This is a genomic window from Natrinema gelatinilyticum (assembly GCF_024266705.1).
GTDB lineage: Archaea > Halobacteriota > Halobacteria > Halobacteriales > Natrialbaceae > Natrinema > Natrinema gelatinilyticum.
Genome location: NZ_CP100756.1, coordinates 3,048,794 through 3,070,072, shown reverse-complemented (window position 1 = coordinate 3,070,072; position 21,279 = coordinate 3,048,794). Strand labels below are relative to the sequence as shown.

Sequence of the window (21,279 nt, the reverse complement as noted above, 5' to 3'; positions counted from 1 at the left end):
CGGATGAACGAGCGTTCGCGTCTCACGGTCGAGACTCGGAGGGACCGCTGAATGCGTCAGTTTCCCATATGATTTGGGGATACAACAAAGGCGCTGGCCGTCATAGTCGATACGGAATCGTCCCCACCGAACGATATCGCTCGCCACAGCACTATGTGTAGTCACTGCCCCGATTCCGATCGTACCGACTCCGCCCCACCAACAACGAACTGGACGAATATTTCGAAACACGTGTTGAATAGCTACGTCGAGGCCAACAACGCCTTCCTCGCAGCGATGGGAGTTAGCCCATCGTCCAGAGATGCGTCTCAGTCCGAGTCAGCGTCGACGACAGCGACTGAATCGGTCGACGGGGTCGCCTTCGGCAACGAAGCCTGGCTCATGGAACGCTCGACAAACGAGTACGACGAACTCGGTGTCGGTGACTACGTCCGATTTAGCAAGCCAGTCGCGGACGCCGACGTCACCGCTTTCTCACAGATATCCGGCGATACTAACCGGCTTCACCTCGAACCTGGATTCGCCGAAGACACCCGGTTCGGCGGCCGAATTGCCCACGGAACGCTCGTCGCCGGGACCATTAGTGCCGCGCTGGCCCGGTTTCCCGGTACGACTATCTACCTTTCGCAGGATCTCGAGTTCACCGGACCGGTCGAGATCGGCGAGACAGTCTCCGCCTCGTGTGAAATCGTCGAGAGCCTCGGCGGCGATCGGTATCGACTGCACACGCTGGTCGTCGGCGAAGACGGTGACACGGTCATCGACGGTGAAGCCGTTATCATCCTCAACGAACCTCCCAGCAAGTAAGAGCGCGGTCGAGAATCCGAGAGCGTGGTCGGCGGTCTGATGGCGCGGCCGTCAGTCAGACTAAAGGGGTACCCGTCGCAATCGGTGGCCGACCATGACCGATCGGCCACCATCACCGCTAACCCCACACGCTACGCGTCCGTTTCCCGAACACGACCGCGAGGACTCGATCCTCGCGACGACGACCCAGTTGAACGCGACGATCGAGAACGCACTCGGCTGGCGCCTCGACGAGACCACTCTCGAGTCGGTGCTGCTCGAGTTAGACCGCTACGGCTATCTCGAGTGGGTGACCGTCACACGGCGCGGCAAGTACGTCTGGGACCTCTCCGAGTCACCCGATCGCATCGCAGAGGCCGTCGCTACTGCCCTGGTCGATCTGGTCCAGTCGTGGCTCGGGGGCGACAGCGACGACGAGTCGCTCTCCTCGTGTCGATAGCCGGAATCCACGCCCGACCGTTCTCGGTGGATCGTGGCGGGTTCGAGAACTCGGACCGAATCGTCGCAGACTTGTTCCGCGTACGCCCCCTGTGACTCGGAGGGAGCGACTTTCGTTCCGGTTGTTGACCAGTATCTTTCGATACGACGATTACGTCGTTCGCATCAAGGCCGATGGAACCATCTCTCTCCATCGTCCCGACGGGTGGTCTCGGAAAGATTACCGAACCCCATCGAACCGACTCAGTCGGTCGCTACAGAAAAATGAATCTCCGTCGGGGTGAGAGACTTACCGCTGAGGCCGACCAGAACGTCGTTGTCGACGTCCCGAATTACTCCCTCGATCCCAAACGCGACCGTGTCGCCCGCGACTCCAACGTCCACTGTCTGCAGATCTACTTCCGCCCTCCCATCTAGATCGATTACCACATCGTCCATACGATATTGTTTGGCAGTCACTTGCAAAGAACTTGTCCGTCAAACCTGAACATACAATTCATTTTTCGATTATTATTCCACTATATTCAATTCATGATGGTATTCACAGTGTTTTTCCACTATCCGATGGCGTCAGTTCGGTCAGTGGCTGTTGTCCGTCGGCGGTAGAATGCTCGGAAACCGAACGAAACGCCGGAGAGTCGGTATTCACGGCACACGATCTGTAATCCGATAGTGAGTTCCGCAAGAAACGTGTCGGGCATCTCCCGTGGCTCGATGACCCCAAGCGGTACGGCGAACTGATTCTGTCGTTCGTCGCCCGTCGCAGGCAAATCACCGACAGATTTCGAGCGCACCGATCGCGCGTCGGAAATAGGTCGCGCCATCTCTTCGTACGGGGAGATACGGGACGCTCGTGTTCCGCGAACGACCAGCATCGCGATTCGTCCGACGCAACCCGAGCGACCGTCCGGGATGGTGGGTGATCTCGGTCGAAGACGAAGGGATCGGCATCGACCCTGACTACCAAGAGCGGGTGTTCACGATCTTCGACCGGCTTCACAGTCGTGAGGAGTACGACGGAATGGGTGTCGGCCTGGCACTCTGTGAGTACATCGTCGAGCGCCATGACGGTGATATCCGGGTTGATTCCGAACCAGGAGAAAGCACGACGTTTTCGTTCACGCTCCCCACGTAACTCGGACCCGTAACTATCGCTCGCATAGTTACTCTCGGACGGGAATATCAGCCACACTGAGCCTCTTCAACCGATGTGACACAGTATCGTCGGTACGGAGGCAACGTCGATTAGAAGTAGCAGCAGGGTCGTCAACGTCTATGACGACTTATCCGGTGCCGACGAAGCACCGAGGACGACAATCTCCTCGTCGGTTGCGTTCACGTGGCAGTGGACCGTCCCGGGCGAGATGTAAAAACACTCGCCAGCCCTACCTTCCCGTCGTTCGTCACTACGAGAGCCGTATTCGAGTGCGCCGATTCCCTCGACGACGTCCCCGAGACGGCTGAGGTCCGTACGTTCGTCGAGCGGATTCAACAATTCGTTCCCGAACTCGAACTGCTCGCCCGGCAAACGCGCGCTCGGCCCCTCACGTCAGAACTCACGCTACGACAGGAATTCGGGGGTCGTCTGACACCCCGCCAGCGGGAGGTCCTTCAGTTGGCCTACCGGAGCGGGTTCTTCGAATCACCTCGCGTTCAGACGGAAAAAGAACTCCTAGAAAATCTATGGGCGCTGCAGGATTTGAATCATAAATTATTTGTTATGTTCGCTTCGCCACCCGTGATCGATCACCATCGCTCGCAGTTCCTTCGGAACTGCTCACCACGACAGCTTCCCAGGTCCGGGCTGCTCGGCTGATGTCTGCGCTGCGGGGCTACTGACGCGGTGTACCAAGTTGCCCAGACACACCCAGTGGAAGTGCCTGGCCGGCCGAATCCCCGTCTGCACGGTTCGCACGAGTGAGACCCATGCCAAAGCGTACCCCAACTGGGTCACGTGGGGAGCGTAAACGAGAACGTCGCGCCCTCGTCGGGCTCGGAGTCGACCCAGATCTCGCCGCGATGGCGCTCAACGATGCGTTCGCACAACGCGAGGCCGATGCCCGCCCCCTCGTACTTCTTGCGGCTATGGAGTCGATCGAACACGCTGAATACCCGATCGTGATCCGCCGGGTCGATCCCGATTCCCTCGTCCGTCACGGAGATCACCCATTCCCCATCGCGTCGGTCGGCACCGAAATGAACCCGCGGCGGCTCGTCCCCGCTGTAGGTGAGCGCGTTCGAGAGAAGATTTTGGAACACTCGCCGGAGCTGGTTTGCGTCGCCCTCGACGCGCGGGAGGTCTTCGGCGGTGATCTCGGCGTTACTCTCCTCGATTTGGAGCTGAAGATCCACGAGTACGTCGTCGAGAAGGGCATTCAGCTCCGTCGGTTCGAACGGATCACCCTGTGTCTCGACGCGGGAGTACTCAAGGAGGCCGTCGATCATCGCTCGCATCCGCTCGGCCCCGTCGACGGCGAACCCGAGGAACTCCTCGCCGTCCTCGTCGAATGCATCGCCATACCGTTTCTCGAGCAACTGGAGGTAGCTAATCACCATCCGTAGCGGCTCTTGCAGGTCGTGCGACGCGGCGTAGGCGAACTGTTCGAGGCGGTCGTTTGAGTCTTCGAGATCGGCGACCAGCGTTTCCAGGTCCGTCTGGTACTGCTGATGCTTGATTGCGTCGGCGAGGACGTTAGCGACACTCTGGACGAAGTTCACGTCCTCGTCAGTGAACGGTTTTCTCTCAGTGTCGTGCGTGCCGAGTATGCCCCACGGCTCACTGGATGGACCGATGATCGTACTGATACCGCTGCGAACATCATGGCTTGTTAAGAGTTCAGGACCGCCAAATCGCGTCTCCGTCTCGAGATCCTCGACCACGATTGGATGATCGTTCGCCAAAGTATATACGGCCTGAGAGTCACCTTCGGCGGCAGAGACTGTCGCCTCACCGACGATCCCGTCCTTCCACCCGACACCGTGGCGAAGGAGGAATTCCTCGTTCTCGTCATCGAGATCGAGGACGTTGCAGTACTCGTTGTCGAGAACGGATGCGACTCGACGGCTCGCTTCGTCCATGAGTTCGTCGAGGTCGTCTGTCTCGAGGGCGAGTTGGCCGAGATCGGCGACAGCTCGTTGTTGCCGAGCCCGTTTGTCGAGCTCCCGTTCACGTGCTTTGCGCTCGGAAATATCCTGAACCATGACCATTCCGGCGTAGATTTCGTCGTTGACGGTGCGTACAGGAAGCGTATGCGCTCTCAGCTGGCGACCGTGGTACTCCACCGCAAACTCGTTCGCTTCGCCATCGAAGACGGTGCGGAAGTACGGTTCGATCTCCGCAATGATCTCGTCGGGATAGAGATCGTAGACGCTGCATCCAACCCGCTCTTCTGGATCGATGCCCATCTCGTCCATCAACTCTCCACCGGCAGCGGTATAGCAGAAATCTTCGTCGAATAATCCGACTGCGCCGTTCGGGAAGTGCTCAGCCAGCGTCCGGTAGCGGCGCTCAGACTCTTCGAGCTGTCGTTCGTAGGCTTTCCGCTCGCTGATGTCTCGGACGATGCCGACACGGTGCCAGCCGCTATCGTCGGCTGGCAGCATCGAGAAGGTCGCCTCGGCGGGGATCCGCTCGCCGTCGGCCGTCGTGACTTCCGCCGCGAGCGTCGGCCAGTCGGTCTCGCCCTCGGTCGTGGCTATCTCCAGTTCGCGGACCCGTTCAATCACGGCTTCGTCGACGATCTCGGTCGTATCGGCGCCGATGAGTTCGTCCGGCTCGCAACCGAGCAGCTCCGCGTACGTTTCGTTGACCATGGTGAACGTTCCGTCCTCATCGACGACGTAGACACCGTCGTTGACCTCCTCAACGATCGCCTCGTAGCGCTCGAGCCGTCGCTCGCGTTCGACCCGGTCAGTGACATCCCGCCCGATCCCGGCAAACACCGTGTTCCCCCACGGATCTTCGAGTGTGGATGCATCGAATTCGAATGGGATGGTCTCACCGTCCTTCGTCTGGACAGTGAGTTCGACGGTGACCGAACCCGTCTCGAAGCATTCAGCGATCGCGGTCACGACCGTTTCCTGCTCGTCGCTCCCGGAGAGGTCGACTGGACTCATCGAGGCTAACTCTTCGTTCGTATAGCCCGTCACGTCGGCTAAACTCTGGTTCCACCGTTGAAGCGCCCCGTCTTCGTCAATGAGATAGAAAATGTCTCCAACGGTATCGAGGACATCGTCGATGTATCCTTTATACCGCTCAAGATTGCGTTCACGCTTCTTCTGTTCGGTGATGTCCTGGGCCACCGTCATTCCAGCGAGGACAGTTCCATGCTCGTTGGTGACCGGGACCGCGTGGACAATCCACTCGCGGCCAACATACGCCAGTTCGACCGAATAGTACTCGCCGTTCAGTGCGGCCTGTAGTGCAGGCTGGAGTGCATCAGCGGCTTCGGCGGGCCAAACCTCGCGGAAGTGGCTCCCCTCAAGATCGCTGGGTTCGACTGGGAGGGTGGCGAATTCCTGTCCAGCAGCCAATGTGTACGTGAGGTCGTGATCGAACAACGTCACGATCCCGTTTGGAAAGTTCTCGACGAGCGTGCGGTAGTGGCGCTCAGATTCCACAAGGTGGCGGTCATCCTTGCGGCGTGGCTGAGTGGCCGTCGGCGATGGTGGCCGCCACCAGACGCGTCCACTCACGCCGACCATCTTGGTCTCCAGCTCGCCGTGGTCGACGAGGCGCTCGAGGCGTTCGTAGATGCTCCGACGACCGAGGTCGAACCGGTCAGCAACCTCGGTTGTTGTCAATGGAGCCCCGGACTCATCGAAAACGGAGAGTGTCTCCCGGAGCGTTTCGGTCAACGAACTGATGGTCATAGTTGTGATCATCTACGTTCCGAGTATAAGTCCTCCGGCGGCGGAGGGAGGGAGAGGGCCATCACGGTGGCGTGGCGAGAACCGCTCAAACGCCGACCGGCCAGCCCGCGTTCGGCTCAGGTCCGATCTGTGAATACCGGATATATTTTCCGGGCCAGCAATGGGGTGTCCTCACGAGGATAGATATTCTTCCCCGTGGCATCGGAAATCACACTATGGACGACGATTCCACACCTGAGAGACAGACAGACGATGACGCGAAGACTGATGCGACGGTCACGGTAGACGAGGTAGATCGGGGAGTACTGTACGCGCTTCAGCAGGACGCGCGCAACGTCACGATCCAGGAAATCGCAGACGAGGTGGCAGTTTCCGCAAGCACCGTTCGCAACCGAATCGACAAGTTGGAAGACGCGAACGTGATAGATGGCTACGCCCCCCAGATCGACTACGAACGCGCTGGCTTTCCGCTCAAACTCCTGTTTGTTTGTACGGTCGATCCCGACTCCCGTGCGACGGTCGCACGGGAGGTACTGGCAGTGGACGGCGTCATCGACGTGACCGAGATGGTCACCGGCGAGCGCAACCTCCACGTTCAGGCCGTCGCCACGACCACCACCGATCTCACGCGCATGACCGCGGCGTTGAACGAGTACGGCATCACGATCCACAGTTCGGAAATCATCACTAACCACTACGCTCAACCCTGGGGCCACTTCGAGATGACCCCATCCGAATAGTAGTTCGACAGATCTCGGGTGTGATATTCCGTGTGAAATCCCAATTAAACTGCGGAATTTGCAACCTATAGGTTGTGTTATGCGCAACACTTTTACTGAAATACCCGGTGTGCAAATGTATACCATGACTGATGTGAGACGGAGGTGCGCGCCGATGCTGGACGACGCGTTCGACGCACTGGCGAGCCATCACCGACGGCGGGTACTCGTTGCACTCCTCGATCACAATCCCCAATGCGATTGTGTCCACGCGGACGGAGTACTGGAGGAGAGCCACACGAGAGAGGACCGTGACCACCTTCAGACTGCCATGCACCACAGCCACCTCCCGAAATTAGAAGCGTATGGGTTCATCCGCTGGAACAAGAACACACACGAGGTCGAGAAGGGGCCTGCGTTCGACCACATTCGCCCACTCGTGGAGATGCTTGACAGCCAGGCGACTGAAGTCACGGGCGAGTGGCCGTGAGTGAGAGGCGCAACCACTAAGACACTCGTTCTGGAAACGAGCAGTAGGGATGGGAACAGATGACGAGCGAGAAGTCATACACGGTAGCGGAATGGCTCAGCACACGCTCAGCACACGCGTTATCCAAACCGTTGCAGAACGCGAAGGCGTCGCTCCGACCGACCTTCCTCCGCTCTACGACGCCATCGACCCAGAGGCGCTCGACTCGATATTCACCGCTGGTCAAGGCCACCTCGTATTCCCGTATTACGGGTACAGGATAACGGTGTCCGGCGACGGACGTCTTGACGTCGACGACAGCGACGACGCGTGAGCGGACGAGTCGCAGCGTAACACGACGGCTGTGAAGTACATGCGAGTCGCTGTCGAGTGGCTGGAGAACTGGTTTTCAGTACTCGATACATACCCCTCCTGACCGATTTGATTCTGCCCGAGTAGGCGTCAAGTGATCAACATTGTTTTCCGTACGGAAACGAATTCCCTCATCGTTGTCCTCTCCCTATCGGCGAGTGGATACAAGTGAGTCGCGCGTGCCTCTTATTTCGATACCTACTCATCGATCAGTATCGGGCGTGTAGCTATCAATGTGATCTACAATCAGAAGATTGTGAGAACAAGTCCTACAGTGCTGGCGCCCCTGCAGTAGAGATATGAGCGTTATCCTCGAGTTCACAGTTGAGGAGGAGGAGTTTACGCTCGGGCAAGTGTTGGGTGGACCACCTCAAATGCACATCGAACTCGAACGAATCGTACCTACAGGAACCAGCGTAATGCCCTTCCTGTGGGTATCGGGGGACGAGTTCGAAACCTTCGAGCAAAAAGTGACTGCGCACGAGTTCGTTGATAAGATTATTGCGCTCGACAACATCGCGGACAGCACTCTCTATCGGGTGAAGTGGCATGGAAGGCACAACGACCTTATCCGAGGCATCACAGAGGCTGACGGGACGATTTTAGAGGGTCACGCCGACGAGAAGTGGCACTTTCGTCTCCGATTTCCCGACCACGATGCACTCTCACGGTTTTACAACTTCTGCACGGACAACGACATAACGATCCACATTGTTCGAACCTATACGGAAACCGACCGCACCCAGAGCGTCAAGCAATTTGGCCTCTCGCAGGAACAGCGCGAGGCTCTCATTCTTGGGCTTCGGAGAGGCTATTTCGATACGCCGAGTCAAGTGAGCTTGACGGATCTTGCAGACGAACTTGATATTTCTCAACAAGCCGTGTCGAATCGGATTCGCCGGGGAACAAGACAAGTCCTCAGCGAGGCCCTGCTTTCACGCGCGCCCGGCCTCAAGTGATCCTACGGAAGGGTATTTGAAGGGATTGTTGGGACTACAGGCAGCCTCTTTTGTAGTAGTCCACTACACCTGTGCAAGGCAATGTCCGGCGACAGTTACGTTTCTCGAAACTACGTCCCGCCGGGAGATCAACGAGTCTCATTAGAGAGATCATGATGAATGAAAGTACCACCGAGTTCGACACAGTTCTCGACCTATGTCGAAACCAGCACCGTCGCATCGTGCTTGCTGTACTTGCAGACCAGCAGCGAGCGTTAACCGTGAACGACCTCAGGAATACTGTGATCAAACATAACCATCATAAACTTATTACTGAGGCATCTCCGGAAGACATCACTCAGGTTCAACTGGTGTTAAACCAAGTGCACATCCCGAAGTTGGAGGCGACAGGGGTCATCAAATACGACGTGGATCGGCAACTGGTGGAGGCAACAGAGCAGTTTGACAAGTTAGAACCCCACCTATCGACTATCATCGATGCCGATCCCGATCTCGAAGCACCTGTTGAGTTGTGACGGTACTCTCTGTCGTCTCCTTTCGAAAAGGTATCGGACTACATCGATAGCAACTGCTGAATTCACAGGTGTAGTTGCCAGCGGGTCCAGCCTACTACTCTATGAAATACACACTATGTGACAATTTTATGATGTACTCGTGCATTAGACGGTCAGTGAGTTGCCGTCGATTCGGAGCCATTCACGGCGGTTCTCGTACTCTGGAATGAGTGTCCCGACCGTGTTCCAGAACGCGTCGGAATAGTCATCATGGCTGTGTGCGCCATCTCATAGACTACTACGTAGTCTTGTATCCGGAGGGGTAAGGATGAGCCACCAGTTTAAGCGAATCGTTCCATCGGCGAATTCCCCACCGGCCGGAAAGTGTTCCACCATCGATTGGTACATCGGAGAGACCAAGCTTCGACTCGTATTTCGCGCTTCGTTCGGGGCGTTCCTCTTGGGGCCTCCGGAGGTACCAGCCGATCACTGCTTGGCGCTTCCGCCGAATACTCACATCATCGGCTGGCACGTCACGGCGATGTACCTGTAGGCTGAACTGCAGAGTCTTCGGACGTGCTGGGATCAATATGGATGAGTCCCAACAATCTCGACTGTGTCCCCTACCTGAAGTGTCTCCCCCCATTCTCGCTGTGGGACATTCGTTACCGTCATCAAGCGGAAATCAGTTTTGAAGCGGTCGCTGTCGAGCCACTCGGGACGGGTTTCTCCGCGCTTACGGATAAACCTCTGGCGAACGCCGTCGTACTCCTCTCCAGTGTCGGATCACGCGAGATGACGACACACCGTTCACACGGTTCAATGCCTTCGAACTGGACGTCACCGATGCGGAAGGCAACCGCTTCGCCGTGATTGGCAACGAGACGGTCTTCCCAGAACGGGGGCACACCACCAATTGGTGGTCTGCGCGACGGTTGAACACGTTGCCGCCGAGACTGGGCTCGACGATATGAGAGGCAGCTTGCAGACCTGGGACGTTCAACGGGAACGCCAATTACTCTCGCGTTCTGAGGACGCCGAACACGGCGGGACTCTCTCGCTGTTACAGGTAGAAAATGGGTGAATTCTTGCGCGCTCGACGGCGCGATGGTAAAAACGTCCCGCTATGGCCTGTTGGATTCCCGCCGAGTAAATTTCGGATGGGCGCTGCAGGATTTGTCCCATCGGCCGCCTAACGGCGGCCTATCCGCGCCGTCAGGCGCGGACACGACAGCTTGGTCCGAAGCCAAGCTCGCTCGGTTATCCTTCCAGTTGGGCGTTCGGAAGCCAACCATGGTGAAAGAACTCGAGCCGATACGACCCGATGAAGCCGTAGAGATGTACCTCCAAGAACGGGCGACTGAAGTCACTCATTCGACACTGAAGGCCCACAGATACCGCCTGGGCCATTTCCTTCGGTGGTGCGACCAGAAGGGCATCGACAACCTAAACGACATCACTGGCCGGTCTCTACACCGCTACAAACTGTGGCGGCGAGACGATGGTGACCTGAACCAAGTGACGGTGAAAACCCAGATGGATACCCTACGGGTCTTCATCCGGTGGTGTGAAAGCGTCGACGCCGTCGAGCAGGACCTCCACTCGAAAGTGCTCTCCCCCACTCTCAGTGATGGGCAAAACCAGCGAGACGTGCTGTTGGATTCGGTGAATGCTTCGACGATACTCGAGCACCTGCGCCGATTCGACTACGCATCGTTTGATCACGTCCTTCTCGAGGTACTCTGGCACACGGGCATCCGGATTGGGGGTGCGCACAGTCTCGATATCTCGGACTACGACCCCGACGGAGAGTATCTGAGAGTCCAACACCGGCCTGAGACGCCGTTGAAGAACAAAGACAAGGGAGAACGTCTCGTTGCTCTCTCGGCGGATGTATGTGCCGTGATGGACGACTGGTTGGCCCACAGCCGGCCTGATGTGGTCGACGATGCTGGTCGAGAACCACTACTGGCTACGACCCACGGACGGCCCCACAAGACGACCCTACGGGAAGCAGTGTACCGCTGGACCCGTCCCTGTAAGTACAGCGCTGACTGTCCCCATGACCGCAACGAGGCTGACTGTGAAGCCGCTGATAGCCAGCAGAAGGCCGCCAGTAAGTGTCCGTCGTCAGTCTCACCCCATGCCGTCCGCCGGGGTGCGATCACTCACTTTCTGACCAAGGACGTTCCCGAGAAGGTCGTCAGCGATCGGATGAATGTCAGCCCTGAAGTGCTCGACAAGCACTACGATAGGCGGTCCGAAGAAGTGAAGGTGGAACAACGCCGGGAGTATCTGGACGGAGTATGAGACTGCGTTAGCGGGGGTCAAGTGGGTGTAGCTCCCAGTCTTGATCTTCCCGACTAACCTATTCGACCCAGAAGACCTACCACACCGACATCCCCGTTGATCGGGTGTAGCTACGAATGAAGAGAGTAGATGGCGTCAGTTAGCGAGCCAGTCTATAGAAGATCTGGACGATTTGCAGGGTAATGGTAGGCGATATTCCCCTGCTTCTCCCAGTCGATGATCTCCTGTTCCTCAAGTTCTTTGAGGGCTCGTTGAACCTGTCGGTGGCCTCGATCGACCCGCGGATGGTCCGCGATCTCTCGCGATGTCGCCGCCCCCATTTCGTGGATCGCTTCCAGTACGAACTTCTTGGTCGGTTTACTGACCTGCGGTCGTTCTTCTCCTAGGGACCGCATTGTATGGGGGTTGTAGGTGTCTCGATCGCCGAACCAGCTATTGTCGAAGAGGGTTTCACGCCAGCTATCGTTACGTTCGAGCCACTTCCGCCGGTCATCGGTATCCGTCTGAGGGCTCAGCTGGCAGATGAGATCCATTATTCGCCACACGATCTCTTTGTCGTCTCCGAACCACCACCCGAGTTCTTCGACGAGTGCTGATTCAGCTCGAGACCGATCATTTTGATACTCCGTCTTAGCGTATTGGCCATTGATAAGATTCTGATTGCGCTGAGATTTCTTCCCGTTCATCATCTTCTGGAAGACACGAACCGGATTGAAATCCGCCTCGATTCCCGCAATCGCGATTTCGAGATCCTGGCATACCAGATCAGGCGTCTCTATCGGCGGGTCCTGATCCAGTTCGTCCTGACTCGATTGGGACTTAGAGAGGACCTCGAGGGTATCAGTCCCAAGCGACGCGATAGGGCGATCGCGCTTGATTTGATACTGTCCTTCCCCCTTCGCCGAGCAGTTGTGCCAGGACTTACTACATTGGTTCAGAACCGATCCTGGACCGAGGACGTAACTATTGACCCCTTGCACGTCGACTCCTGGGAATCGGGTGCTACGGAGATCGGTGTCGGTGGCGTAATATCGATGTTCACCACCATGTGGCGTCTGAACCGTCAGCGTGGGTGGCAGAGCGTTGAGATCGTCCGGAAGTCCTTCGAATCGGTCATCATGGTCGTCAATATCGATGACGACCAATCCGTTACCACCCATGATCCCGTAGTTACCCTCGATTTCGCCGGGGCGGTAGTGATTTCCGGGGTCCGTGTGGTCGTGATCGTTTCGTTTTCCTCCGTTGGGTAGGTCGACAGCTCGCACACTGTCGAGATCGACTTCTTGGAGTCGGTCCGTGAGTCGTTCCCGTTGTCGGTGTAATTCTGCTCCGACTGCAGCCTGGGTATCGGATGATATCATGGCGACTTCAACCCGTCCTTGGAGACGACGCTGCAGTGGGATGAGTTGGAGCGACTGTTACTCTGGATCTTTATCGCTCCGATAGGGATTGATCCCCTGACGCCACAGATACGATCCGTGGAATAGTCCGTAGCATCCATCCACCCCGTTGACGAGTCGGTGTAAGTTCGGATGCTTTCTTCCTCAAAGAGGGGGTGGCGTAGTAACCTCCGTATGATGCTTCCTTCCTCACTGAAGATGCGGACGTGTTCATCAGGTTTTCCCCAGCGGATGATCGTCTCCTTTTCGATGGGTTGGAGGTCAGGGTCTTCGCCGACTGCGGAAACGAGTTCGTCGATGTTCTGCGATGCTATACCTCGTGCTGGGATGTGGTTTGTATTTGTCATGGTTGGAAACCATGACTGAGAGATATTCCTCCGAAATCCTCAATAGCTCGAGGATCTTATCAGAAGACGAGGCCCCAACCTCGATCTTCTGGGGGAGTACATCCCTCAGTCGATGTTACTGCGTCACCTTCTCGGGCTGATACTGGTCAGCCATCGCTTCCAGCAGTTCGGAGTAGCTTTGGCCACCACGCTTCAGCGACCGTATCTGGTCGCGGACTGACGGGGTGACGCTGATCGTGGTTTGGTCAGCCGTCATCGGTGATAGTCTCTATAGGCTCTATGTATTTAAACTTGTCACATCATAATTTCCATACCATTCATAGAGGGTATATCGGCTATTATCTGAGGGTTCAGACGAAATGCCATCATGTAATTATTGTGCTTGTTTGTGCGACTGAGGGTTCAGACGAGACCGAGCGTTACTACGCATCTGCTAACCGAGACGCTGAAGGGTCAGGCAAAATGGTGTTGTGTAAACTACCATGCTATCACCCCGACTGAGGGTTCAGGCGAGACGATCCAAGCGTTCCGAGGCGTTGGGTGTCTGATAGATGATCGATGGTCTGACTACGGCGATCATTTCTTTGGAGTATCCTTTCGAACCCCGCGTCTGGTTAGCCCAAACATCTTGAAGAACAGAGATCTCTTCATACTCCGTTGGATCGACGACAGCAGAATCGCCGAGATGGAGCATTGCCGCTTCTCGAGTTGTGAACAGACGATCGGCAATCCGTCTTCGAAAATCTTCGGCTTCGGTCACATAACACTGCCATCCACGAGTCGCCATAGCCCGTCTCTCGCAAGTTTCCTCAGGGGTCGACCGTCTCTTCAACCATACGCCACCACCTGTTCCCTTTTCCTGGCAGAGTTCGACTTCACCCAATCTGATAAGGTCCTGTATACATTGATCGACGTTATACTCGACTTCCCCTACGTGATCGTTGATCCTGTTCGACGAAATCTTCTCATCGGGAAGCGTTCTTAACGCTTCAAGGACTTCTTCGTAGTCCCAGCCCCTTCGACAAAACGAGATGATTGCATACTAGATCACTAGTCTTCTAGGTGTTATACCAATACCCCCCTTACCTGTCGTAGAGATGACGCGGTGTCATTCAGCTACCATGTGTAGTGATGAGAAAGAGACTGGTAGCTGTCGCTAATCTGCGGGGGTCCTTGAGTAGAACAGGTATTTCCATTCAGTGATCGTTGGATTTCTAGAGATTGCCGTCTGCTCCCAACGAAGATCCCATTCCGGCTGACTCAGATCCGGTCTCCGATCATCGTGTTCAACGTCGAGAAAGGACCAGCAGGGAACTATTAGCAGAACTGGATGTCCGTGGGTTGACGACTGACAGGGTATTTTATCCCACCGGAACAAAGGATAGTGTTGGAAGTTCATCACGATTTGGGGAAGGAGTCAGATCTTCAGGAAACCATGAAAGATATAGAGGAGCGATTTAATCGATGGGGTATGTCGTTGACCCTCAACGAACTCGATACACATCTTTTCAAATGCGCCGACATCATACGCGATGCTGTCGACCCGACGGACTACAAAGAGTACATCCTCCCCCTGGTCTACTACAAGACGATCTCCGACGAGTTCGAGAAGCAGTACGAACAGAACGTCGACGAGTACGGCGAAGACTTCGCTCGGCGTGACAACCTGTACGACGTCCCCATCGTCCCTGAAGGTCACCTGTGGGACGATCTCCGAGCGGTCAACGACAGAGTTGACAAGGCGCTCAACGATGCATTTGAGGGCCTGACCGAAGAGAACCCCGAGTTGAAGGACGTCTTCCGGGCTAACTACATCGAGGCCGACGCTCTCGACGACGATCGACTCGGGCGGTTGATAGAACACCTCAAAAAGCCCGACCTCAACCGCGACAACGTCCCGCCGGACATGCTCGGAGAGGCGTACATGGACCTCGTACGAGACTTCGCCGAGGCGGAAGGCAAATCCGGCGGCCAGTTCTTCACGCCGCCCCACATCGTTGAGCTGTGTGTCCGGCTGGTTGATGACTTCGAGGACGGCGACGAGTTCCACGACCCGACCGTCGGCTCGGGTGGCATGCTCATCGAGGCCGCCAAGTACTACCGTGAACAGGGAGGGGACCCGACGAAACTCCGGTACACCGGTCAGGAGATCAACCCCGACATCGCGGCGATTGCCCGGATGAACCTGTTCATTCATGGGTTGACCAACTGGGAGATCAAACGCGAAGACTCGCTGTCGAGCCCGCAGTTTACCGACGGCGACGATCTCGAGCGGTTCGACTACGTCCTGGCCAACTTTCCGTTCTCGGCGAACTGGGCGAAATCTGACCTCCAGGACGACCCCTACGGGCGCTTCGACTGGCATGAGAAGCTTCCCCGCGCCGACCGGGGCGACTTCGCGTTCATCATGCACATGGCGAGCCAGTTGAAGCATCCCAACACCGACGGCACGGGTGGGAAGGCGGCCATCGTCATCCCCCACGGCGTACTCTTCCGGAAGCACGAGTCACGCTATCGCAAGCACATGCTGGAGAACGACATGGTCGAGGCTATCGTCGGCCTCCCCGAGAACCTGTTCCAGAACAATTCCATCCCGTCGGCCATCCTCGTGTTGAACACCGATAAGGCCGCCGAGCGCGAGGGCGAGGTCCAGTTAGTCCACGCGGCCGACGAGGCGTTCTACGAGGAACTGTCCAACCAGAACGAACTCACCGACGAGGGTGTGGCCCACATCGTCGATAACTTCCGCGAGTGGACGACCGAGGAACGCGTCAGTCGGCCGGTGTCGCTGGATGAGATACGGGAGAACGACTACAATCTAAACATCGCGCTGTACGTCGATACGACCGAACCCGAGGAGGACATTGCCGTGGGCGAAGAACTGGCGACTCTCCGTGAGTTGCAGGCTGAACGGGATGAGATAGAGGCGCGGATGAGCCAACACATGGAGGCTCTGAATTATGAGTGAGCAGGATGCCTCGTTGGACGATTTTGTAGAGGAACAAGAGGAGACTCAGCCCTCGTTACAGGAGCATGACTGGGATACAAAAGAACTTGCCCAGGTAGCCGACATCACAATGGGGACCTCCCCGAAATCCGAGTACTATAACGAAGACGGCAATGGCCTCCCTTTTTTTCAGTCCAACGATGAGTTTGGCTTTCGTAGTCCGACACACGACCGCTGGTGTTCGAATCCTCGGAAGATAGCACAGCCCGGAGACTTACTGATGACTATCCGGGGAACGTACGTCGGCCAGACGAATATTGCTGACCGTGAGTCTTGTATTGGTCGAGGGTTAGCCGGAATCACTCCCGGCGGACCAGTGAATGGTGAGTTTCTGTTCCAATATCTCAATTATATTGAACCGTATGTCAAATCTATCGCTATTGGAAGCACCTTCGACTCGGTGAGTAGTGCCGAAATCGACTCTCTCGAAATTGATGTTCCTCCTATTCAAGAACAGCGAAAAATTGCCAGCGTCCTCTACAATGTCGACCAAGCGATTAATACAGCGAGTAAAATATCCGAGCAGGTTGAAAGGGTTGAGCGAGGTCTACAGCAGGCACTCTTCTCGGGGAAGCACCTGGACAGCGACTTGAAAGAAATTTCGACACTTGGGGAGATACCGGAGCATTGGGGTGTTAGACCGATGGGAGAGATATGTGAAATCACGATGGGGTCGTCGCCCAAGTCCGAGCATTATAACGAATCCGGTGATGGGCTTCCCTTCTTCCAAGCAAATAACGAGTTCGGGCTCAGGAGTCCCAAACATGACCGATGGTGTTCGAACCCGGTGAAAACGGCAGATGAAAATGATTCTCTGATGACACTTCGGGGTACGTACGTCGGCCAGATGAACACCGCCGACAGAGAATGTTGTATCGGACGGGGACTTGCCGGAATATCCGCCGGGGGGCCGTTATTGGAGGAGTATCTTTACCAGCATCTTCGTCGGCGCGAGCGGTACGTGAAATCAATCGCAATCGGAAGCACGTTCGACTCGGTCAGCAGCGACGATTTGGAGCGCTTGCAATTAGCTTTCCCGCCTGAAGAAGAGCAGAAACAAATTGGTGATATCCTGAAGCACGTTCAGGAACGACTCATCTTCACGGAGAGCTATACTGACCAACTCCAGCGCTTCAAGCAGGGCCTCAAGCAAGACCTCCTCTCGGGTACAGTCAGAACGATCGACACTAACATAGAGGTGCTACCCGAAGTCGAACAGTATGGTTAGCGTCCCGTCCGAGCAGGGCGTCGAACGGTCTCTGCTCTCGTGGCTCGACGGAGTGGGGTGGGAGACCCACGGCCAGGACGGCGGACGGGGCGCAAACACGCTCAACAAGCGATACGGCCACCAGAGCAACGAGGTCATCTACTGGGACCTGCTGGCCGACCAAGTCATCGCGCTCAACGACGACATTACCGAGGACAACGTCGAGAAGTTCATCTCGTCGCTTCGACGCGATCTCGACCACGAGAACCTGATAGACGGCAACCGCGAGTTCCACCAGCTACTCACGAAGGGCAAGACGTTCTCGGTCCAGCGGCCGGACGGTTCGACAGAGACTGTCTACATCGATCTCATCGACTTCGAGACTCCCGAGAACAACCGTTTCCACGCGGTCAACCAGTTCTCCGTCTCGCGGAGTCAGACCATCCGCCCGGACGTGAACCTGTTCGTCAACGGTATCCCGCTGGTGACGATGGAACTGAAAAGCGTCACCCAGGACAACTACTACCGGGACGCCATCGACGACCTACAGAACTACGAGAGCGACGTCTCACGGCTGTTCGTCCCTGGCCTGTTCAATGTTGCCGCCGACACGATGAAACTGCGCTACGGCGCTGTCGGGGCCCCTGCTGAGTTCTACGAGCCGTGGAACGACGCCCCACCCGAGTACCAGGATGACAACGAAATGAAACAGGCCGTCCAGGCGCTGTGCAACCCTGAGACGGTGCTGGACCTGCTGAAGAACTTCGTGTTCTTCGAGGATCAGCTCGGCGGTACCGCGAAGATCATCCCGCGGTACATGCAGTACTACGCCGTCAATCGCATCCTCGAGCGCGTCGACTGGGGCGAACACAACCGCGGACTCATTTGGCACACCCAGGGGTCGGGCAAGTCGTTCACCATGCTCTACGCCGCCGAGAATCTCCTGTCACGGGGCGTCGCTCGCAATCCCCAGGTCTTCATCATCGTCGACACGGACAAGCTCAACAGCCAGATGCGGGACCAGCTGGCGAACCTCTCGCTCGAACGGTGGACTGAGGCCGAGAGTATCGATCACCTTCAGCAACTCATCGAGGACGGCCAGAGCGAACTGGTGCTCACAACGATCCAGAAGTTCCAGGACGTCGAGCCGGACAGCCAGGGCAACGACGAGGTCGTGGTCATGTCCGACGAGGCCCACCGGTTCATGGAGGCCGATCTCGGGAGTCGACTCGAGGCCGCGCTTCCCAACTCCACGCACTTCGGGTTTACCGGAACGCCCGTCCGCGAAGGTGAACGCCACGAAGACCGCAACACGTTCCGAGAGTTCAGCCCCGAGGGAGAGGACTACCTTCACCGGTATTCGATCAAACAGGGCATCGACGACGAGCTGATCCTTCCGGTCTACTTCACGCTCCGTCACGAGATGGAGTGGGACATCGACGAGGCTGGTCTCGACGAAGAGTTCGAGCAGGAGTTCCGCACCCTCTCCACCGACGAGAAACGAGAGTTCATCAAGGATAACGTGACCAGCCGGACTATGGCGGAACTCGAACCGCGGGTCACGCGTGCCGTCGAGGAGATCGTCGACCACTACACCGACAACGTCGAACCGAACGGCTGGAAGGGGATGGTCGTCACGCCGAGTCGCCGGTCGGCCGCGATGTACGGTGAACGTCTCGTAGAACACTTCGGGGACGATCAGATCGACGTGCTCTACACCGCGACCGATGACGACCCTGATCTCATCACACAGTTCCACACGGACACCGAGGAGCGTGACGAGATCGTCCGGGACTTCAAGCAAGAAGAGAGCCCGAAGCTCCTGGTCGTCCACAACATGCTTCTGACGGGCTTTGACGCCCCCGTACTGAAAACCATCTATCTCGACCGGAACCTGAAGAACCACAGCCTCATGCAGGCGATCGCCCGGACCAATCGTCCAGCAGAAGGGAAAGAGAACGGCGAAATCGTCGACTTCCAGGGCGTCTTCGAGAACATCGACGAAGCACTCGACTACGACGCCGAGACGAAAGCCTACGCCGCCCGTGACAAGGAAGACCTCTACGATGATCTCGTCGAGCAGGTCGATCGGGTCATGGACATCTTCGACGGGATTCCGAAAACGGACACCCAGGAAGCGACCAGTGAAGCAATCGAGCGGATCAGCACCCATCCAGAACGCCGAGAGTTCAAGCAGGGCTTCCGACGTCTCCAGAATCTCTACGAGTCCGTCGCTCCTGACGGTCGACTCATCACTGAGGGCATACAAGACGAATACAAGTGGCTGAGTCGGGTTTACGTCGGCTTCAAGCGGACATCTGGGGGTTCAGACGACCCCGAAGAAGAAATGCGTGAGAAGACCCGTGACATCCTTGAGGAACACGTCGACGTCGGGGAGATCAAACGGGACTTCCCCACCTACAAGCTCGGCGAAGAGTACCTGGAAGACGTCGAGGGACTCGAGAATCCCGGTGTGAAGGCGTCACAGGTCGCCCACGCGACCCAAGACCATCTTCACCCGCGGATGAACCAGAACCCCCGATACAAGCGCCTGAGCGAACGTGTGACCGACATCGTCGAAGACTGGCAACAGGGCAACCGAACCGATCCGGAGGCGCTCGAGGCGCTCAAGCGGGCCGAAGAGGACCTTCTCGAAGTCGAGAGTGAAGCCGAAGAGCGGGACATGGACAAGGCTGAGTTTGCGATCTACACCCACCTGACCGAGGAAACTCCCGACGTTATCGAGACCGACAGTCAAGCCGAAGCGGTTGCCGAAGACATCGTCGAAGCGTTCGACGAACGAATCGATCGTGACTACCCAGGGTGGAAGACGAACCAGCGCACGATCAACGAGATCGAGCGTATCCTGCTGGATACCCTGGTCATCGAGTACGACCTCGGTGAGTTGCTCAGTGATGACGATCAGTTCGACGACGACGTCCGTGGCTATCTACTCGAGAACTATGCCTGAGCCTACGCCTGAACCTTCAGGCGAAGTCAATCTACTCGGTGAATCCGTGAGCTATGAGATCCGTCGGAGTGGGGACGCGACCGAACCACGGATCGATGTCGACATCCATGGTGTGAGAGTGGTGCTTCCAGACGGCTCGTCAACTGATCCTGAGACGCTACTTGCCGAAAACGCGGCATGGGTCCTCGAGAAGAAACGAAAGTACGAGACGTACCGGGAACAGGTTCCAGACCGTCGCTTCGAGGCCGGGGAGTCGTTCCCCCATCTGGACGAACCCCACGAGATCGTCGTCGAACAGCGTCCCACATCGGCTGTCGATGATGGTGAGTTCCGTCTTGCCGAGCATCACGTCGAACAGACGTCTGTGAAACGGGCGCTCGAGACACTTTATCGACGGAAAGCACGCGAGACGTTCGAAGAGAGCGCGGATCAGTATGCGTCTGAGATGGACGTCGAATACGAGAAAATCGAGGTCCGAAACCAGCGCACGAAGTGGGGAAGTTGCTCGTCGACGGGGACCCTGGGCCTCAACTGGCGACTGATGATGGCACCCCCGGATGTAATCGACTATGTCGTCGTCCATGAACTCGCCCACCTTCGGGAACAGAGTCACACGAACGCATTCTGGTCACTCGTCGCTGACCACGATCCGAAATACGAAGAGCATGCCGAGTGGCTGGAAGAGAACAGTGTCAAACTCATCTTCACCCACGATGATCTCTAAGAGTCTCTCGGATTCTCTCAGTTAGGTAGAGCACCCTATCCAGCGACGTTCCTACCTACAATGATCTTTCCTCCCCGTGGAACCCCTGCAAGCTCAGACAGTGGTAGCTCCTCGTAATCTCTGACCACTGCCGCAGTCCTGAGCCGAAACCCGAAGACGACCTCGGTACCGTCACAGAATATT

20 protein-coding genes and 1 pseudogene are annotated in these 21,279 nt (G+C 56.8%); 14 read left to right on the top strand and 7 right to left on the bottom strand.

The features are described from left to right. The first annotated feature begins 153 nt into the window (after positions 1 to 153). Both NJU76_RS15055 and NJU76_RS15050 read left to right on the top strand, forming a co-directional pair. A complete protein-coding gene (locus tag NJU76_RS15055; RefSeq protein ID WP_254530092.1) occupies positions 154 to 807 on the top strand; it encodes a MaoC family dehydratase in 654 nt (217 codons plus the stop codon). A 94-nt stretch (positions 808 to 901) separates the two neighbouring features. Then, positions 902 to 1,246 carry a hypothetical protein gene (locus NJU76_RS15050; RefSeq protein WP_254530090.1) on the top strand — a complete coding sequence of 115 codons (345 nt, stop codon included), beginning with the start codon at positions 902 to 904 and terminating at the stop codon, positions 1,244 to 1,246. Positions 1,247 to 1,488: 242 nt separating this feature from the next. Here NJU76_RS15050 and NJU76_RS15045 read toward each other — a convergent pair whose 3' ends face one another. Further along, complete coding sequence (locus NJU76_RS15045; protein WP_254530088.1) at positions 1,489 to 1,683, bottom strand: hypothetical protein; 195 nt, start codon at positions 1,681 to 1,683, stop codon at positions 1,489 to 1,491. Positions 1,684 to 2,155: 472 nt separating this feature from the next. Between NJU76_RS15045 and NJU76_RS15040 the strand changes: the two are divergent. Then, a pseudogene (locus NJU76_RS15040) lies at positions 2,156 to 2,380 on the top strand (sensor histidine kinase); the annotation flags it as partial. 138 nt (positions 2,381 to 2,518) lie between these two features. On the opposite strand, the gene NJU76_RS15035 reads toward NJU76_RS15040, so the two are convergent. Continuing rightward, on the bottom strand, positions 2,519 to 2,773 hold the full coding sequence (locus tag NJU76_RS15035; protein WP_254530084.1) for a cupin domain-containing protein: 255 nt from the start codon (positions 2,771 to 2,773) through the stop codon (positions 2,519 to 2,521). Between NJU76_RS15035 and NJU76_RS26590 the strand changes: the two genes are divergently transcribed. Continuing rightward, positions 2,732 to 3,061, top strand: a complete 330-nt coding sequence (locus tag NJU76_RS26590; protein WP_256566660.1) for a helix-turn-helix domain-containing protein — start codon at positions 2,732 to 2,734, stop codon at positions 3,059 to 3,061. The two genes, NJU76_RS15035 and NJU76_RS26590, sit on opposite strands and share 42 nt — an antisense overlap. 134 nt (positions 3,062 to 3,195) lie before the next feature. Here the strand turns inward: NJU76_RS26590 and NJU76_RS15030 are convergent, their stop codons facing one another. After that, on the bottom strand, positions 3,196 to 6,117 hold the full coding sequence (locus tag NJU76_RS15030) for a PAS domain S-box protein (protein WP_254530082.1): 2,922 nt from the start codon (positions 6,115 to 6,117) through the stop codon (positions 3,196 to 3,198). A gap of 215 nt (positions 6,118 to 6,332) precedes the next feature. Here NJU76_RS15030 and NJU76_RS15025 point away from each other — a divergent pair, with 215 nt between their 5' ends. The 6 genes from NJU76_RS15025 to NJU76_RS15000 all read left to right on the top strand — a co-directional run bounded on the left by NJU76_RS15025 (position 6,333) and on the right by NJU76_RS15000 (position 11,440). Then, positions 6,333 to 6,857, top strand: coding sequence for an Lrp/AsnC family transcriptional regulator (locus NJU76_RS15025; RefSeq protein WP_254530080.1), 525 nt, complete (start codon positions 6,333 to 6,335; stop codon positions 6,855 to 6,857). Between the two features lie 154 nt (positions 6,858 to 7,011). Beyond that, positions 7,012 to 7,326, top strand: a complete 315-nt coding sequence (locus tag NJU76_RS15020) for a DUF7344 domain-containing protein (RefSeq protein ID WP_254530078.1) — start codon at positions 7,012 to 7,014, stop codon at positions 7,324 to 7,326. Positions 7,327 to 7,375: 49 nt separating this feature from the next. After that, positions 7,376 to 7,639 (top strand): HalOD1 output domain-containing protein, encoded by a 264-nt coding sequence (locus NJU76_RS15015; protein WP_254530076.1) that lies wholly within the window; start codon positions 7,376 to 7,378, stop codon positions 7,637 to 7,639. A gap of 337 nt (positions 7,640 to 7,976) precedes the next feature. Next, positions 7,977 to 8,636, top strand: a complete 660-nt coding sequence (locus tag NJU76_RS15010) for a helix-turn-helix domain-containing protein (protein ID WP_254530074.1) — start codon at positions 7,977 to 7,979, stop codon at positions 8,634 to 8,636. A gap of 155 nt (positions 8,637 to 8,791) precedes the next feature. Beyond that, positions 8,792 to 9,151 (top strand): DUF7344 domain-containing protein, encoded by a 360-nt coding sequence (locus tag NJU76_RS15005; protein WP_254530072.1) that lies wholly within the window; start codon positions 8,792 to 8,794, stop codon positions 9,149 to 9,151. 1,086 nt (positions 9,152 to 10,237) lie between these two features. After that, the gene (locus NJU76_RS15000) at positions 10,238 to 11,440 is read left to right on the top strand and encodes a tyrosine-type recombinase/integrase (RefSeq protein ID WP_340681222.1); all 1,203 of its coding nucleotides are present in this window, start codon (positions 10,238 to 10,240) and stop codon (positions 11,438 to 11,440) included. A gap of 152 nt (positions 11,441 to 11,592) precedes the next feature. Here the strand turns inward: NJU76_RS15000 and NJU76_RS14995 are convergent, their stop codons facing one another. The 4 genes from NJU76_RS14995 to NJU76_RS14980 form a co-directional block, all read right to left on the bottom strand. Then, entirely contained in the window at positions 11,593 to 12,801 is a 1,209-nt protein-coding gene (locus NJU76_RS14995; protein ID WP_254530068.1) for a bifunctional DNA primase/polymerase, read from the bottom strand. Then, a complete protein-coding gene (locus tag NJU76_RS14990; protein WP_254530066.1) occupies positions 12,798 to 13,187 on the bottom strand; it encodes a hypothetical protein in 390 nt (129 codons plus the stop codon). Before NJU76_RS14990 ends, NJU76_RS14995 begins: the two co-directional genes overlap by 4 nt. Positions 13,188 to 13,302: 115 nt before the next feature. Further along, positions 13,303 to 13,443, bottom strand: a complete 141-nt coding sequence (locus NJU76_RS14985; RefSeq protein ID WP_254530064.1) for a hypothetical protein — start codon at positions 13,441 to 13,443, stop codon at positions 13,303 to 13,305. Positions 13,444 to 13,692: 249 nt separating this feature from the next. Beyond that, on the bottom strand, positions 13,693 to 13,947 hold the full coding sequence (locus NJU76_RS14980; protein ID WP_254530062.1) for a hypothetical protein: 255 nt from the start codon (positions 13,945 to 13,947) through the stop codon (positions 13,693 to 13,695). 711 nt (positions 13,948 to 14,658) lie between these two features. On the opposite strand from NJU76_RS14980, the gene NJU76_RS14975 reads away from it, so the two are divergent. From NJU76_RS14975 to NJU76_RS14960, 4 genes are read left to right on the top strand one after another with little or no spacing between them, the layout of a single operon-like run. Next, positions 14,659 to 16,155 carry a type I restriction-modification system subunit M gene (locus tag NJU76_RS14975; protein WP_254530060.1) on the top strand — a complete coding sequence of 499 codons (1,497 nt, stop codon included), beginning with the start codon at positions 14,659 to 14,661 and terminating at the stop codon, positions 16,153 to 16,155. Continuing rightward, on the top strand, positions 16,148 to 17,422 hold the full coding sequence (locus NJU76_RS14970; protein ID WP_254530058.1) for a restriction endonuclease subunit S: 1,275 nt from the start codon (positions 16,148 to 16,150) through the stop codon (positions 17,420 to 17,422). The genes NJU76_RS14975 and NJU76_RS14970 overlap by 8 nt, the downstream gene beginning before the upstream one ends. After that, positions 17,415 to 20,372 carry a type I restriction endonuclease subunit R gene (locus tag NJU76_RS14965; RefSeq protein ID WP_254530056.1) on the top strand — a complete coding sequence of 986 codons (2,958 nt, stop codon included), beginning with the start codon at positions 17,415 to 17,417 and terminating at the stop codon, positions 20,370 to 20,372. The genes NJU76_RS14970 and NJU76_RS14965 overlap by 8 nt, the downstream gene beginning before the upstream one ends. Continuing rightward, positions 20,365 to 21,096 (top strand): M48 family metallopeptidase, encoded by a 732-nt coding sequence (locus NJU76_RS14960; protein ID WP_345781934.1) that lies wholly within the window; start codon positions 20,365 to 20,367, stop codon positions 21,094 to 21,096. Before NJU76_RS14965 ends, NJU76_RS14960 begins: the two co-directional genes overlap by 8 nt. Positions 21,097 to 21,279 lie beyond the last annotated feature (183 nt).